14 protein-coding genes are annotated in these 14977 nt (G+C 68.0%); 4 read left to right on the top strand and 10 right to left on the bottom strand.

Going from position 1 to position 14977, the window contains the following annotated elements; genetic code table 11:
• Nucleotides 1-30 precede the first annotated feature (30 nt).
• From ASD55_RS09785 to prmB, 7 genes are all read right to left on the bottom strand, one after another.
• Nucleotides 31-2361 (bottom strand): FimV/HubP family polar landmark protein, encoded by a 2331-nt coding sequence (locus ASD55_RS09785; RefSeq protein ID WP_056718726.1) that lies wholly within the window; start codon nucleotides 2359-2361, stop codon nucleotides 31-33.
• A gap of 171 nt (nucleotides 2362-2532) precedes the next feature.
• Nucleotides 2533-2829 carry a hypothetical protein gene (locus ASD55_RS09780; protein ID WP_056765764.1) on the bottom strand — a complete coding sequence of 99 codons (297 nt, stop codon included), beginning with the start codon at nucleotides 2827-2829 and terminating at the stop codon, nucleotides 2533-2535.
• A 1-nt stretch (nucleotide 2830) separates the two neighbouring features.
• Nucleotides 2831-3862 carry an aspartate-semialdehyde dehydrogenase gene (locus tag ASD55_RS09775; RefSeq protein WP_056765762.1) on the bottom strand — a complete coding sequence of 344 codons (1032 nt, stop codon included), beginning with the start codon at nucleotides 3860-3862 and terminating at the stop codon, nucleotides 2831-2833.
• Between the two features lie 37 nt (nucleotides 3863-3899).
• On the bottom strand, nucleotides 3900-4889 hold the full coding sequence (locus ASD55_RS09770; RefSeq protein ID WP_056765761.1) for a D-glycerate dehydrogenase: 990 nt from the start codon (nucleotides 4887-4889) through the stop codon (nucleotides 3900-3902).
• 30 nt (nucleotides 4890-4919) lie between these two features.
• On the bottom strand, nucleotides 4920-6008 hold the full coding sequence (aroC, locus tag ASD55_RS09765) for a chorismate synthase (RefSeq protein WP_056765759.1): 1089 nt from the start codon (nucleotides 6006-6008) through the stop codon (nucleotides 4920-4922).
• A 34-nt stretch (nucleotides 6009-6042) separates the two neighbouring features.
• Nucleotides 6043-6597 carry a GNAT family protein gene (locus ASD55_RS09760; protein ID WP_056765754.1) on the bottom strand — a complete coding sequence of 185 codons (555 nt, stop codon included), beginning with the start codon at nucleotides 6595-6597 and terminating at the stop codon, nucleotides 6043-6045.
• A 3-nt stretch (nucleotides 6598-6600) separates the two neighbouring features.
• The gene (prmB, locus tag ASD55_RS09755) at nucleotides 6601-7527 is read right to left on the bottom strand and encodes a 50S ribosomal protein L3 N(5)-glutamine methyltransferase (protein WP_056718720.1); all 927 of its coding nucleotides are present in this window, start codon (nucleotides 7525-7527) and stop codon (nucleotides 6601-6603) included.
• A gap of 201 nt (nucleotides 7528-7728) precedes the next feature.
• On the opposite strand from prmB, the gene asd reads away from it, so the two are divergent.
• Together asd and ASD55_RS09745 are read left to right on the top strand one after the other, a co-directional pair.
• Nucleotides 7729-8574 carry an archaetidylserine decarboxylase gene (asd, locus tag ASD55_RS09750; protein WP_056765752.1) on the top strand — a complete coding sequence of 282 codons (846 nt, stop codon included), beginning with the start codon at nucleotides 7729-7731 and terminating at the stop codon, nucleotides 8572-8574.
• Between the two features lie 177 nt (nucleotides 8575-8751).
• Entirely contained in the window at nucleotides 8752-9189 is a 438-nt protein-coding gene (locus ASD55_RS09745; RefSeq protein ID WP_056718718.1) for a hypothetical protein, read from the top strand.
• 174 nt (nucleotides 9190-9363) lie between these two features.
• On the opposite strand, the gene ASD55_RS09740 is transcribed toward ASD55_RS09745, so the two are convergent.
• Nucleotides 9364-10845, bottom strand: coding sequence for a lytic transglycosylase domain-containing protein (locus tag ASD55_RS09740; RefSeq protein WP_056765750.1), 1482 nt, complete (start codon nucleotides 10843-10845; stop codon nucleotides 9364-9366).
• A 115-nt stretch (nucleotides 10846-10960) separates the two neighbouring features.
• On the opposite strand from ASD55_RS09740, the gene ASD55_RS09735 reads away from it, so the two are divergent.
• Both ASD55_RS09735 and greB read left to right on the top strand, forming a co-directional pair.
• Nucleotides 10961-12469 carry a helicase HerA-like domain-containing protein gene (locus ASD55_RS09735; protein ID WP_056765748.1) on the top strand — a complete coding sequence of 503 codons (1509 nt, stop codon included), beginning with the start codon at nucleotides 10961-10963 and terminating at the stop codon, nucleotides 12467-12469.
• A gap of 13 nt (nucleotides 12470-12482) precedes the next feature.
• Nucleotides 12483-12995: a transcription elongation factor GreB gene (greB, locus tag ASD55_RS09730; protein ID WP_056765746.1), complete on the top strand. Its 513-nt coding sequence runs from the start codon at nucleotides 12483-12485 to the stop codon at nucleotides 12993-12995.
• Nucleotides 12996-13020: 25 nt separating this feature from the next.
• On the opposite strand, the gene ASD55_RS09725 is transcribed toward greB, so the two are convergent.
• A complete protein-coding gene (locus ASD55_RS09725; RefSeq protein ID WP_255357476.1) occupies nucleotides 13021-14088 on the bottom strand; it encodes a phosphate/phosphite/phosphonate ABC transporter substrate-binding protein in 1068 nt (355 codons plus the stop codon).
• A 74-nt stretch (nucleotides 14089-14162) separates the two neighbouring features.
• Nucleotides 14163-14972, bottom strand: a complete 810-nt coding sequence (locus tag ASD55_RS09720) for a DUF3025 domain-containing protein (protein WP_056765744.1) — start codon at nucleotides 14970-14972, stop codon at nucleotides 14163-14165.
• Nucleotides 14973-14977: the final 5 nt, after the last annotated feature.

The following is a 14977-nucleotide window of genomic DNA, read 5'->3' as shown; positions in this document are numbered from 1 at the left end:
GCCCGATATCATCCAGACGAAGCAGGAAACTCAGTGCAGGCTGTCCAGCAGCCGCTTGGCCACGTCACGCTGCATCTGGCTGCCTTCCTTCATCACCTCGCCCAACATGGCGCGGGCGCCTTCGGCGTCGCCCATGTCGACATAGGCACGCGCCAGGTCGAGCTTGGTGTCCACCGGATCGTCGTTGAATTCGCCCAGATCCTGGCCATCGTCGTGGCTCGCCGGGGCGCGCTCGGCCTCCTCGAAATTCCAGTCCGATGCCGGCTCCGCCGGTGCCGCGGGAGTGCGGGGCGCCACCACCGTGACGTCTTCCGCCGCCGCTTCCGGGCGCGCTGGCGGCGCTGCCGCGGGATGGGTCAGATCGAAGTTGAAGTTGTACTCGCTGACCTTCTTCGGGCCGGCGCCGGGCAGCGGCGGCATCGAGGACACCACCGTGGGCGCGTCGCTCGCGTCCGCGTAGTCATCGATGTTGAACTCGCCGCGTGCGTCGGCCTCGTCGGGCGCGGCGGACGCTTCGTGGTGGTCGAACAGCGGGTGGCCGGGCACCAGGTCCTCGCCCATGTGCAGCACGTCCTGCCACTCGTCCTGCTGCGGGTCGGTGATGTGGGCGTGCATCGCCTCGGCGGCGGCCTCGAAATGATCGACGTCGCGGCGCGAGTAATACAGCGTGACCAGTTCCAGGTGCAGGCCGATGTCATCCGGATGCTCGGCCAACTGGTCGAGCAACTCTTCCTGGTCGACGTCGTCGCCCAGCAGATCCTGGTCGGCAGCGCCGGGCACGGATCCGAAACGGTCGGCCAGCGATGTGGACGACTTGGCTGCCGCGGCAGCCGGCTTGCGGCGACGGCCCAGCATCGCCAGCAGGATCAGCAGCACGATCGCGCCGGCACCGGCAGCCCACGCCCAGGTCTGCATGTACCACGGCTGCTCCTCGACCGGCGCAGGAGCCGGCGCGACCGGCTTGGTCACTGCCGGCTTGACCGGTTCGACCGGCTTGACTGCAGCCGAGTCCGCCAGCGGCGTGGTCACCGTGGTGGCGGAGGAAACCGGGGCACTGGGCGCGGTGGATGCCAGCGCGGGCGTGTTTGTTGCAGCCGGCGTCATGGCCGTGCTGGCATGGGCCGCCTCAAGCTCGGTCTTCGCAACCGGCGCGGGCACGGCGGGTGCCGGAGCAGCCGTCACCCTGGCCGCACTGGCGGCAACCGCCGGCATGCCGGCGCTCTTCCTCGCGGCGGCCAGCTTGGCCTGCAGCTCGGCGATCTCGTTGTCCTTCAGCGACAGCAGTCGTTCGTTCTTGCTGTTGATGTCGCCCAAGTCCTTCAGCCGGGTCTTCAGGTCCGTACTCTGCTGCTGCAGGCTGGCCAGGCTTTCCTGGCTCCGCAGCAGATCCTGGCGGAGGCTGGCGGTGGACTTGTCGCTCGAGCCCGCGCCCTGGGTTCCGGCACCACTGCCCTGCCTGGCCGGCACCAGTGCGAGCCGGTCGCCGTTGCCGGCAGCGCCGGTGGAGGCACTGGAGGTCGACCCGCTGGTGGCGGCATCGGCCACGATGGTGGGCTTGCCCGGCACGCCGGCGCGCCAGTCGCTGTTCTGGCGACGGACTTCGGCGGCAGCGGCGGCGATGGACATCGCCTGCGCCTCGGCCGAGGTCGGCACGCGCAGCACCACGCCACTCTTCAATGCATTGATGTTGTCGCGGTAGAACGCGTCAGGGTTGGCCTGCTTGAGCGCCAGCATCATCTGCTGCACGTCGACCCCGGACGGAGCCACGTTGCGCGCGATGCCGGACAGGGTCTGGCCGCGCTCGACCGGACCGAGCTGGCCGTTGCTGGCCACCGGCGCGGCCGGCCTTGTCACGGGGGCCGGCGCGGTCGCCTTCGGCGCTGCGGCGACGGGTGCGGCAGCTGCCTTCGGGTGCGACGCAGGGCGGACGGGCGCGGGAGTCGCCGCCACCGGGGCCTTCGCGGCGGCATTCGGCGGGTCGAGCAGGATCGCGTACTCGCGCACGCTCTTGCCCGCCTTGCCGTTCACCTCAAGCAGCAGGTCGAGGAAGGGGTCATCCACCGGCGTACTGCTGGTGATGCGGATCACCGGATGGGCGCCGCCAGCGTTGGCCACGCTGAAGTGCAGCGGGATCGAGGTGCGTCCGCCCACGATGCCGGCGCGTGCGAATTCCTCGCTGGAAGCCAGCTGGACACTGAGATTCTGCAGCTCCGCCGGATTGTCCGAATGCAGCGGGATCTCGGCCAGCAGCGGTTGGCCCAGCGCCGACTTGACCTGGATCTGACCCAGATCCATGGCCATCACCTGGCTGGTGCCCAGCGCCAGCGCGATCAGCACCGACAATTTCAACGAACGATTCATGCGTGTTCCCCCGAACGATCCTGACGCAACTCTCTAGGTTGGCGTTGCCGCGATTGACGACCACGACCCCAATCGAGGTGCCACTTTAGTTACATGAAGGCCAATCAACAATAGGCGCGACGAATACTTGCGATACATTGCTGCGGTGTGTTCTCACCCCGGCATCGCCTTTCAATGCTGCCCGCCGGACTGGCCGGATTGCAATTCCTGCAGCTGCTTCTGCAGCTCGGCGATCGTCTTGTCCTGCTCCTGCAGGCGCTCGCCAGCCCGTTTGCTGTCCGATTCCCGGCGCTGCACGTCGCGTTTCAGGCGCTTGACCTCGGCCTCGCTGCGCGCCACCTTCCGCTGCGCGCTGGCCCCGTCCCGGGCGGCAGCAGCGGCCCCCGGCCCTGCCTGCGCCGGGGCTGTCGCCCAGGCTGCCCCTGCCGACACAAAACAAGCCAATGCAAATACCTGGATCAAACGCATTTCAGAGATAGTCCTCGATCAACAACTCGGCGATCTGTACCGCATTGAGCGCCGCGCCCTTGCGGATATTGTCCGACACGATCCACAGGTCCAGCCCGCGGTCGTGCGAGATGTCTTCGCGCACCCGTCCCACGAAGACCCCGTCCGCGCCGGCCGCCTCGCCCACCGGGGTCGGATAGCCACCCGGCTTGCGCTCGTCCACCAGCACCACACCCGGCGCCTGGCGCAGCAGTTCGCGGGCCTGCTCGGCAGTGATCTTTTCGCTGGTCTCGATGTGCACGGCCTCGGAATGGCCATAGAACACCGGTACCCGCACCGCGGTCGGATTCACCTGGATCGACTCGTCCTCCAGGATCTTGCGGGTCTCCCACACCAGCTTCATTTCCTCCTTGGTGTAGCCGTTGGGCTGGAAGTCGTCGATCTGCGGGATGACATTGAACGCGATCTGGGCCGGGAATTTCTTGCCCGGCTCCACGCTTTGGAAGTTCAGCAGGGCCGCGGTTTCCCGCCCCAGCTCCTCCATCCCGCTGCGGCCGGCGCCGGAAACCGACTGGTAGGTGGCCACGTTGATCCGCTCGATCTGCACCGCTCGATGGATCGGCGCCAGCGCCACCAGCATCTGCATGGTCGAGCAGTTCGGGTTGGCGATGATGCCGCGGCTGGTGTACTGGGCGATCGCGTGCGGGTTGACCTCGCTGATCACCAGCGGAATGTCGTCCTGGTAGCGGAACTCGGAGGTGTTGTCGATCACCACCGCACCGGCTGCCGCCGCCCGCGGCGCGTGCTCGCGGCTGACCGAGCCGCCCGCGGAGAAGAACGCGATGTCGACGCCTTCGAAATCGTAGGTGTCCAGCAACTGCACGGTGATGTCCCGGCCCGCGAAGCTGACCTTGCCGCCAGCCGAACGCTCGCTGGCCAGCGGCACCAGCTCGCTGACCGGGAAATCGCGCTCGGCGAGGATCGCCAGCACGGTCTCGCCGACTGCACCGGTGGCGCCGACCATGGCGACCTTGTAACTGCTCTTCTGACTCATGGGGTGGCTTGCTCTCGGAATAGGAATACCGTGCCGCTCACAGCACGTTCGGGTTGAGGATATTGGGCGGACGCCCGGCCTGCGGACCGTGGCCGAACATCGCCAGCACATTGTCCACCGCCACCGAGGTCATCGCGCGGCGGGTTTCGGTGGTGGCGCTGGCGATATGCGGGCTGAGCACCACGTTGTCGAGCGTGAGCAGGCCCGGATGAACCTTCGGCTCGCCCTCGAAAACATCCAGCGCCGCACCGGCCAGGCGGCGTTCGCGCAACGCCGTGGCCAGCGCTGCATCGTCGACGATGCCGCCGCGGGCGATATTGATCAGCATCGCGGTCGGCTTCATCTGCGCCAGTTCGGCCGCGCCCACGGCATGGCGGGTCTGCGTGGTCAGCGGCAGCGCCAGCACCAGGAAGTCGGATTCGCGCAGCAGTTGCTGCTTGTCGACATGACGCGCGTTGCAGCCCCGCTCGTCCGCCTCGGGCAGGGGCGTGCGGTTGTGGTAGATCACCGGCATGCCGAACCCGAGTGCGCGCCGCGCGATCGCCTGCCCGATGCGACCCATGCCCAGGATGCCGAGCGTGCGCCCGCGCACATCGGTGCCAAGCCAGGCCTTGAATTCGGTGGCCTGCCAGTGTCCGGCGCGCAGCCAGCGCTCGGCGGCACTCATCCGGCGCGCGGCACCGAGCAACAGGGCCCAGGTGTAGTCGGCCACGCTTTCGTTGAGCACGTCGGCGGTGTTCGACACCGCGATGCCGGCGGCGCTCATGGCGTCCAGGTCGATGTTGTCGTAGCCCACGCCCAGGTTGGCCACGATGCGCAGGCGCTCCGCCGCGCCGATCTCCGCCGCGCCGATGCGATCCTTGAGCCCGACGATCACCGCGTCCTGGCCGGCCAGCCGAGCCGCAAGTTCCGACTGGCTGAACTTGCGCTCCTCCGCCTCGACGGTCACCTGGAAATGCGGCTCCAGCCGGGCAATGATCCCCGGAAAGGTGGGCCGGGAAACCCAGACGCGCGGCTTGTCGGTCATCGGCGTGATTCCGGATGCTGCGGTTGAAGGTCAGGCGATGCGCGGCGCGACCGCACCCACGTCGCCGCATTGCGCCCGGTGGCGCAACGCGTGGTCCATCAGCACCAGCGCCATCATCGCCTCGGCGATGGGCGTGGCGCGGATGCCGACGCAGGGATCGTGTCGCCCCTTGGTGACCACGTCCACCGGTTCGCCGGCCAGGTTCAGGCTGTGGCCGGGAATCAGGATGCTGGAGGTGGGTTTCAGCACGATCGAGGCGGTGACCGGCTGACCGCTGCTGATGCCGCCGAGAATACCGCCGGCATGATTGGACGTAAAGCCGTCCAAATGCATCTCGTCGCGATGCTCGCTGCCGCGCTGGGCGACGGCGGCGAAACCGTCGCCGATCTCCACGCCCTTGACCGCGTTGATCGACATCAGCGCACTGGCCAGGTCGCCGTCGAGCTTGCCGTAGATCGGTTCACCCCAGCCCGGCGGCACGCCATCGGCGACCACGTCGACGCGGGCACCCACCGAATCGCCGGACTTGCGCAGCGCGTTGATGTAGTCCTCCAGCGCCGGCACCTGGGCCGCATCCGGCCAGAAGAACGGGTTCTGCTCCACCGCATCCCAGTCGAAGGCGGCGGGCCGGATCTCGCCGATCTGCGCCAGGTGGCCGCGCACGCGCACGCCATGACGCTCGGCCAGCCACTTCTTGGCGATCACCGCGGCGGCCACCCGCATGGTGGTCTCGCGGGCCGAGGACCGCCCACCGCCGCGGGGGTCGCGGATGCCGTATTTCTGCCAGTAGGTGTAGTCGGCATGACCGGGGCGGAAGGTCTGTTCGATCTCGCCGTAGTCCTTGCTGCGCTGGTCGGTGTTGCGAATCAGCAGCGCGATCGGCGTGCCGGTGGTCTTGCCCTGGTACACGCCGGAAAGAATTTCCACCTCGTCCGCCTCGTGCCGCTGCGAGGTGTAGCGGCTGCGGCCGGTGGCGCGGCGATCGAGGTCGGTGCGGAATTCGTCAGCGCCGATCGCCAGCCCCGGCGGGCAGCCGTCGATCACGCAGCCGATCGCCGGCCCGTGGCTCTCGCCGAAAGTGGTAACGGTTAACAGTTTGCCGAACGCGTTGCTGGACACGGGGTTTGGACGTCCACAGGGAAACCGGCACAGCTTAACCGTGATGGGCTTCGCCTGCCTGCCGCGCGCGCCACTCGTGGTCGAGCATGGCGAAAATCACGTCATCGACCCATTCGCCCCTGAACCAGAGGCTTTCGCGGTGATGCGCCTCCTGACGCATGCCCGACGCCCGCAGCATGGCCAGGCTGGCCAGATTGCGCGGATCGACCGAGGCATGGACGCGATGGCGGCCAAGTTCGCCGAAGACGAAGGCCAGCAGCGCCCGCACGGCCTCGCTGGCGTAGCCCAGCCCCTGGCAGGCCGGGGCAAGGCTGACGCCGAACTCGACCGAATCCCGCGAATCCTCGGGCAGGCACACGCCCAGGTCGCCGACCAGGGCGCCGTCTTCGCGCAAGCGGATCGCGCGCTGGAACCAGCCATGCGCAGGCGACGCCGGCTGCGCCGCGATGAACTCGCCGGTCGCGGCGAGATCGGCCGGGCACCAGCCCTGATAAAGCGCCACCCGCGGATCGGCGCGGCAGGCAAACAGGGCTTGCGCGTCGGCTGGTCGCAGCGCGTCGATCCGCAGTCGCGCGGTGACCAGCTCCATCGTTCAGCCCGGGCGGCGCGCGGCAGCCGCGGCCTTGATGGCGTCGGCATGCTCGACGAGATCGCGCCGCTCCAGCGCGAACACGCCCATCTGGCCGACCTTGAACTCGATCCAGATGAACGGCACTTCGGGCAGCAGCGCGGCCAGCGCGTGCTCGCTCTCGCCCACCTCGACGATCAGCAGGCCGTCCTCGGTGAGGTAGTCGGCCGCCTCGTCCAGCATGCGCAGGCACAGGTCCAGGCCGTCGATGCCGGAGGTGAGGCCCAGCTTCGGCTCGTGCGCGTATTCGCCCGGCAGCGCGGCGTACTCATCCTCGGTGACATAAGGCGGATTGGACACGATCAGGTCGTATTGACGCCCCGCCACGCCCGCGAACAGGTCGGAGCGGATCGCCTCGACCCGGTCCTCGACGTGCTGGAACACGATGTTCTCGCGCGCCAGCGACAGCGCCTCGTCGCTGATGTCGACGATGTCGACCCGCCACTCCGGGTTGTACTCGGCCATCGCGATGCCGATGCAGCCCGAGCCGGTGCACAGGTCCAGGGCCCGCTCGATGTGGCGCTCGTCCAGCCATGGCGCGAAGCCCGACTCGATCAGTTCGGCGATCGGCGAACGCGGCACCAGGGCGCGACGGTCGCTCTTGAACTTCAGGCCGGCGAACCAGGTTTCGCCGACCAGGTAGGCCACCGGCAGGCGCTCGCCCACGCGGCGCTCGATCAGCGCCAGCACGTTCGCCCGCTCCTCGGCCGTGAGCCGACCCGCGCCGTAGGCAGGCGGGATATCCGGCGGCAGATGCAGGCTGGCCAGCACCAGGTGGGTGGCCTCGTCGATCGGGTTGTCGTGGCTGTGGCCGAAGGTCAGCCCGGCGGCCGAAAAGCGACTGGCGCCATAACGGATGAAGTCGATGATGGTGGCAAGTTCGGCGGTCACGGCGATCCATGGGTGCGGCGAGGGGCCGGGCATTATACGGCCAGGAGCGGGGCCGGCTGGCCCTCGGTTCGGCAGTAGCCTCAACCGTTCGCCCCGGGCGTGGCGCAGCGGAGTCGAGGGCATCACCACGCGTGGCCGATCGTTCCACCTGCAAGCCTGCGCCCGGGGTGAACGGCGCCGGTATCCCTCTATACTGGGCGGATGACTTTCAAAGTATTCCTCCAGTACGCCCTGCCCCACCGCTTCCTGTCGCGCCTGGTCTACTGGGCCACGCGCTGGACCTTCGCGCCGTGGAAGAACTGGCTGATCACCACCATCGTGCGCAATTACCAGGTGAACATGGCCGAGGCGGCGCAGCCCGACCCGCTGGCCTACCAGCACTTCAATGCGTTCTTCACCCGCAAGCTGCGCCCGGACGCACGCCGTGCCGACGCCGATCCGGCCGCCCTGGTCTCGCCTGCCGACGGCCGCATCAGCCAGTCCGGCGCCATCGTCGAGGGGCGCATCTTCCAGGCCAAGGGGCAGGAATACACCGCCGCCGAACTGCTCGGCGGCGACGAGGCCGCGGCAGCCCCCTTCCACAACGGCCGCTTCGTCACCGTCTACCTGTCGCCCCGCGACTACCACCGGGTGCACATGCCGCTGCAGGGCACGCTGCGCGAAACCGTGCATGTGCCTGGCCGGATCTTCAGCGTGGCACCGTTCGCGGTGGCCGCAATCCCCCGCCTGTTCGCCCGCAACGAGCGGCTGGTCTGCCACTTCGATGGCGAGCACGGGCCGTTCGTGGTGGTGATGGTGGGCGCGATCCTGGTCTCGTCGGTGGCCACCGTGTGGGACGGCTTGGTGATTCCGCCCTACGCCTCGTCGATCAGGCGCAAGTCCTTCGCCGGCCAGAACATCACCCTGGAGCGCTTCGCCGAGATGGCGCGCTTCAACATGGGTTCCACCGTGATCATGCTGTTACCCGAAGGCATGGCCGAGCTGGATCCGCTCGCGCCGCAGCAGGCGGTGCAGGTCGGCCAGCGGCTGGGCCACCGCCCGGGCTGAAGCAGCCCGGCTGGCGGAGGGTCGACCCCGCCGGAAAGTCGCCGGCGCGGCCGGCCGACCTGACGCGACACGTCAGTATGTGACGTCCTGCGCGCAATTGACCGGTTTGACCCGCTACACTCCGCGCCGGAGTCGTGCGCAGGGGGCACGGTTGAATTCAAGCGCCGAGGGGATCTCATGCAAATATTGACGCCATTCCTTGTGATGATGCGCGCGCGCCAGCTTGGCCGCCAATTCCGCGACATCGAACGCATTGTCCGGGCGCTGCCCAAGCGCAGCCATGAGCGCCTCAGCACCCTCACCCTGCGCGAAATCGGCCAGGCGTCACGCAGCGATTTCCCGCACCTGCACGGCACCGCCCCCGAAGCGCGCTACCTGCCCTGGGGCCAGGGCACCGAAGCCGGCTACGAGCGCGCCCGTTCGGGCAATGCCGAAGTCGCGATGCGCGGCATCGCGCTGTGGCTGGCCGTGGCCTACCACGAGACCAAGAACTCGCCCCACGCGAGCCTGCAGCCGCAGTACCGCCAGCTGATGCAGCTGCTGCGCGAACTGAAGGAAGCGCAGAGCCAGGGCAACACGGTCGACAGCTGGATGCAGCAGACCGCCGTCGCCTGAACGGCTGCCGGTCGCGCCGCTCAACGCCTGTGAAGAAAACCACGATCCTGTGGTTTTCTTCTATCGCGAGTCCGGTACACGCCCGGACTCGCTCACGCGAATCAGGCACTTGCGTGCCCGATCCGCGTCCGGCCATCCCTGGCCGGACTTCGAGGTTGAAAAAATCACAACCCCTCAGCGACAGACCGGCAACTTCAGCTGCTGACCGATGCGCAGATGCTGGTGGCGGATGCCATTCATCTCGGCAATCTCCTGCACGCTCGAACACTGCAGCTTGCGCACGATGCTGATCAGCGTATCGCCGCGGCGCACCCGATAGTTCTTCGTGCCCCGGCTCTTCGCCGGCGCCTTGGCCATCGGTGTGGCGACCACCGGGATGACCGCCTTGTGCAGGTCGCTGGCCAGGATCGGCCACGGACCCTCGACGCAACGCGAGGCGTAGGACCGCTCCAGGACTTTCGGCAACTGCAACACGGTGCCGGCCGGCTGGCTCACCTGAGGATCGAGCCGGGGATTGAGGTTGCGCAGCGTGCGGAACCAGCCGTCGCTCATGCCACCCGCCGAACCGAGGCAGACGGTCAGCTCCGACAGCGACGCAGGCCGCTTCAGGGTGATCGTGCCGGGCACGACGTCGAGTCGGGGGAAGCGCAGGTTATAGCTGTCCGGATGCTGGAACAGCCAGGCCGCGGCCAGCACCGCGGGCACGTAGTCGCGGGTCTCCTGCGACAGCTCGTTGTAGATCCGCGGATCGTAGAAACTCACCGAGGTGTCGTCGCCGACCAGCCGCCGGATGCGGCCTTCGCCGCCGTTGTAGGCGGCGATGGTCAGTTCGAGGTTGTCGTTGAAGATCCGCAGCTGCTCGTTCATGTACTCGGCATTGGCACGCGCCGAGGCCGCCGGATCGAAGCGGGTGTCGAAGCCGTCGTCGCTGACCAGGCCGAAGCGCATGCCGGTGGCGTACATGAACTGCAACGGGCCTGCCGCACCCGAACGCGAGACCGCGTGGACCTTGCCGCCGGATTCCTTGGCCATGATGCCGAACAGCAGCGCCTCGGGCAGGTCCGCCTTCTCGTAGGCCGGCCACATCTGGTAGCGCATGTATTGATAGTTGACGTACGCGTCCATCAATTGCGGCCGCCACTGGGTCAGCCACATCTCCAGCGCGGCCTTGACCGGGCCGTTCATCGCGATCAGCTGCGAAAGCTTCTGGCCATGCAGCAAGGTCACGCTGCGCTGGGCCTGCGGCAGGCTGGCCGCGCCGGTCTTGCCGGCAATGGCCTGCGCCGCCTGCGCGGGATCGACATCGCTGTCCAGGTCCTGCGCGCCGCCGAAATCGCCGTCTTTCAGGCGCAGCAGGTGATCAAAGGTCGAGAAGAAGCGCTGCGGATCACAGCCTGCAGTATTCCCGCAGCGCGCCGATGCATCCTTCAGGCGATCCAGCGACCGGGTCAGGGTCGCCTGCGAGGCCTGCAGGTCGCCCTCGCGCGATTGCTGCAAGGCGGTTTCGTAACCCTTGCTGGCGACGTCGAGTTCGCCATACAGCGCACCGACCTGGGCCGAAGGTTTTGCCGGGCCGCTGGCACAGGCACCGAGAAGACTGGCCGCCACGGCGATCGACGCCAGGCGGATGGAACGCATCACCGAACACGACAACATCAGAAACACCACCCCCGGAAAACGCCCACCATAGCGGGCGCGGGGACTCGACTCAACGCACGCCGCCACGCGACGCTCTGGCTACAATCACGCAAACACCACCGGATGGAACGCCATGACCGAGATCCTGATCGGCCGCAACGACAGCACCAGCGTCAACCTGGACCCGCACTACGGCAACCGCCATGGCATGATCGCCGGCGCCACCGGCACCGGAAAATCCGTCTCGCTGATGGTGCTGGCCGAGGGCTTCTCGCGCCTCGGCGTGCCGTGTTTCCTGGCCGACGCCAAGGGTGACCTGGCAGGCCTGGCGATGGCCGCCGGCGAGCCGGGCGACAAGCTCAAGGCGCGGCTGGCCAGGCTCAAGCTCACCGACTGGAAAGCGCAGGCGAACCCGGTGGTGTTCTGGGACATCTACGGCAAGCTCGGCCATCCGGTGCGCGCCACGGTCAGCGAGATGGGCCCCACCCTGCTCGGCCGCGTGCTGGAATTGAACGACACCCAGGAAGGCGTGCTCGAAGTGGTGTTCAAGGCCGCCGACGACCAGGGCTGGCTGCTGCTGGACCTGGCCGACCTGCGCGCGCTGCTCACCTACGCCGCCGAAAACGCCAAGGCGCTGTCCACCCAATACGGCCTGATCAGCACGCAGAGCATCGCGGCGATCCAGCGCGCGCTGCTGAAACTCGAGAGTGACGGCGCCGACCAGTTCTTCGGCGAACCGGCGCTGGAACTGGCCGACCTGATGCGCCAGGACATGAGCGGCCGCGGCATCATCAACGTGCTGGCCGCCGATCAGCTGATCATGAAGCCGCGGCTGTACTCCACCTTCCTGCTGTGGCTGCTGTCCGAGCTGTTCGAGCAGTTGCCCGAAGTGGGCGACCTCGACCAGCCGAAGATGGTGTTCTTCTTCGACGAGGCACATCTGCTGTTCGACGACGCCTCGCCGGCGTTGCTGCAGCGGGTGGAACAGGTGGTGCGGCTGATCCGCTCCAAGGGCGTGGGCGTGTACTTCTGCTCGCAGAATCCGGACGACGTGCCCGGCGACATCCTCGGCCAGCTCGGCAACCGCATCCAGCACGCGCTGCGCGCATTCACCCCGCGCGACCAGAAGGCGGTCAAGGCGGCGGCGGAAACCTTCGTCGTCAACCCGAAGCTCGACGTCACCGAGGCCATCACCAAGCTGGCCGTGGGCGAGGCGCTGGCTTCCACTCTGGCCAATGGCGGCGTGCCCACGCCGGTGGAACAGGTGCTGGTGACCACGCCGTGCTGCCGCATCGGCGCGATCACCGACGCCGAGCGCGGCACCATCCGCCAGCGCTCGCCGGTGGGCGCGAAATACGACACCGCCGTCAATCGCGAATCGGCCGCCGAGATGCTGGCCAGGCGCGCCGAGGAAAAGGCCGCCGATGCCGCCACCGTGGCGGCCGATGCGCCGGCCAAGGGCGCCGCGAAGGAAGCGGAAAGCGGCTGGGGCGGCGCGGTGCACGACGCCCTGTTCGGCACCAAGCGCCGCCAGGGCATGATCGAGACGATGGGCAAGCAGATGGTGCGCACCGCGGGCAGCCAGCTCGGCCGGCAGATCCTGCGCGGCGTGCTGGGCGGCATTTTCGGCGGCAAGCGTTGAGGCGCGTTGCTGCGTGAGCCGCTGGCGACCACCCTCACCCGGCTCCACCGCGATCATCACCCGCGAGGGCTTCGAGCGGCTCAAGGCCGAACTCGATCATCTGTGGCACGTGCGCCGTCCGGAGGTGGTCAAGGCGCTGGCCGCCGCGGCGGCCGAGGGTGACCGCTCGGAGAATGCCGAGTACACCTATCGCAAGAAGCAGCTCGGCGAAATCGATCGCCGGGCGCGCTATCTCAGCAAGCGCATTCCCGCGCTGAAGGTGGCCGAAGGCGCGCCGGCCGATCGCCGTGCGGTGTTCTTTGGCGCGCACATCGAGCTGGAGAATACCGACACCGGCGAGATCGTCCGCTACCGCATCGTCGGCCCGGACGAGACCGATGCACGGCGTGGCTTCATCAGCATCGATTCGCCGCTGGCGCGGGCAGTGCTGAAACGGCGCGTCGAGGACGAATTCGTGGCGGAGCTTCCTGGTGGCCCCACGGAGTTCGCGATCGTCGCCGTGAGTTACGCCGACGACGGGGCCTGAACGGCAATCCGGATGACTCGCCTGCCTATTTGCCGTCCGCATCCCCATGCGGCGACAGCAACCGCAAGGCCTGCCGATGTTCCTGCTCGATCTTCGCCAGTCGATTCTGCAGGGCTTGCGGGCTGACCCATTGACCGTGGCTGGCCTGTTGCCGCAACAGCGTGTACTGCATGTCGACAAACGGCGTCAGCACACGACTGTCCACCGCCACGAAGCCGCCGAGATCCGGAATGCGCGCCAGCGCGGCGCGCTCCCGCTCGCCCGCCTCGCCGCGCGACTTGCCGTAGTCGAGCAGGATCGCGGTCAGTTTCTGGCGCAACCGCCGGGACATGCCGTCGCGGATCACCAGCACGCCGGAGGGAATCAGCTGCGAACGCCAGATCACCCTGAGCTGGGCCGCTTCGCGGGGAAAGTTGCGGCGAAACAGGTCCATGTCGGGGTTGTTGCTGCTGGTCACGTCCGCCTCGCGGTTGACCACGGCCAGCAGGTTGCTCTGGTGATCGCCCACCCGCACGCTGGCGAAAAAGGTGTCCGAGTTGAGTCCCTTCGGCGCGAAGACATAGGCCTCGGGGGCGATGTAGCCGGTCACCGACAGGTGCTCGCTGCGGGCGTAACGCCAGCCCTGACCGGGCGTGGCAAGCAGGTCGTCGAGGTTGCGGATCGGGCTGTCGTCGCGCACCACCAGGGTGGCCACGTTGCCTCGCGCACCGTCGCCGCGCTGGAACTGCGCGAACACCTGCATGTTCTGCCGGGTCACCGCCTCGACGGCCAGCCGGCCGGACAGGAACGCGACGTCGACCCGCTGTCCGGCGATCGCACTGGACAGGCTGGCATAACTGCCCACCGAGACCGTGACCACCTCGCGGTGCAGTCGCCTGCTGACGTCATCCAGCAGGGGACGCCATTGCTCGAGGGACTCGGCTGCGCTGCCGATCGGCAGGATGCCGAAACGGATCGGTGTCTCCGCGGGAGCAGGCACCTTCGCCGCCGCCGCAGGGCCGATGCCGAACAGCGCCATGCACAGCGCCACGACCAGTGATATGAACCAGCGTCTGCCCCGCCGATGGCACCACCAAGCGCTTGCGATGGCCAATACCTTGCCCCCCCCGAGCCGTGTCCCGATGCACTGTATATAGTCGTGATCGGCCGGCGGGGCAAGGCGTGGGCTCAGGCCTGGCCCGCCACGAAGGGCGGCGGATAATTGCGCCCCGCGCGACGCGGCTGATAGCAGGGCGTGGTCAGATGGAAGGCTTCATCGGCGTTGTGCTCACCCCAGCCCGGCAGTCCGGACAATGGCAGCGGCCGCAGTTCGAGCGGATCATTCAACAGCCGGCCGGAGCGGATGGCCGTGGCGCACGGCGCCGCCAGATCGCTCCCGGCGTCGGCATGAAACACCAGCGCCTTGGCCACCAGCAGCTTGCCCGGGTTCAACGCCAGCTCCAGCAGGGCATGACCGAACAACTCCAGACGGATCGTTCCGTCCAGCCAGGCCTGCCGCCTGCGCCAGAACAGGCCGTGCCAGTCATGGGTATCCCACAGCTCCAGCAGCGAGCGATCGCTGGTGCCCACCATGACGCCGCCCTCGTCGAAGTGGGTCAACGCATATTGGGCGCGCGAACGACGCTTGGGCCCCATCCGTGCGATCTCGACAACCTGGCGATCGTTGAGCGCCTGTTTCAGGCCGGCATGACGAAGCCAGACCAGCGCGTTGAGAAGGTCGTGCCAGTTGCCTTCACGGGTGGCGATCTGGCCACGCTCGGCGATGCGCTGTTCGTAATGCAGGCCGTCGTCCAGCAAGGCGGGGGTTTGCGCCACGAATCGCGGGCGGCTGTCGTGCGGCCAGTATCGGTTCAACGCGTCGATCGTTGGCCAGCGCGCGCCTTCGAGCAGATCGGCCCATTCGCGCCAGGCCGCCAGTGGCATCCGCGCGAACACCGACGAATCGACGCAGTCGCGAGCCGGCGCGACGTAGCGCATGGCGG

The sequence above is a fragment of the Rhodanobacter sp. Root561 genome (assembly GCF_001427365.1).
Taxonomy (GTDB): Bacteria; Pseudomonadota; Gammaproteobacteria; order Xanthomonadales; family Rhodanobacteraceae; genus Rhodanobacter.
The sequence above is the reverse complement of the archived record's forward strand: the minus strand, read 5'-3'. Positions and strand labels throughout refer to the sequence as shown.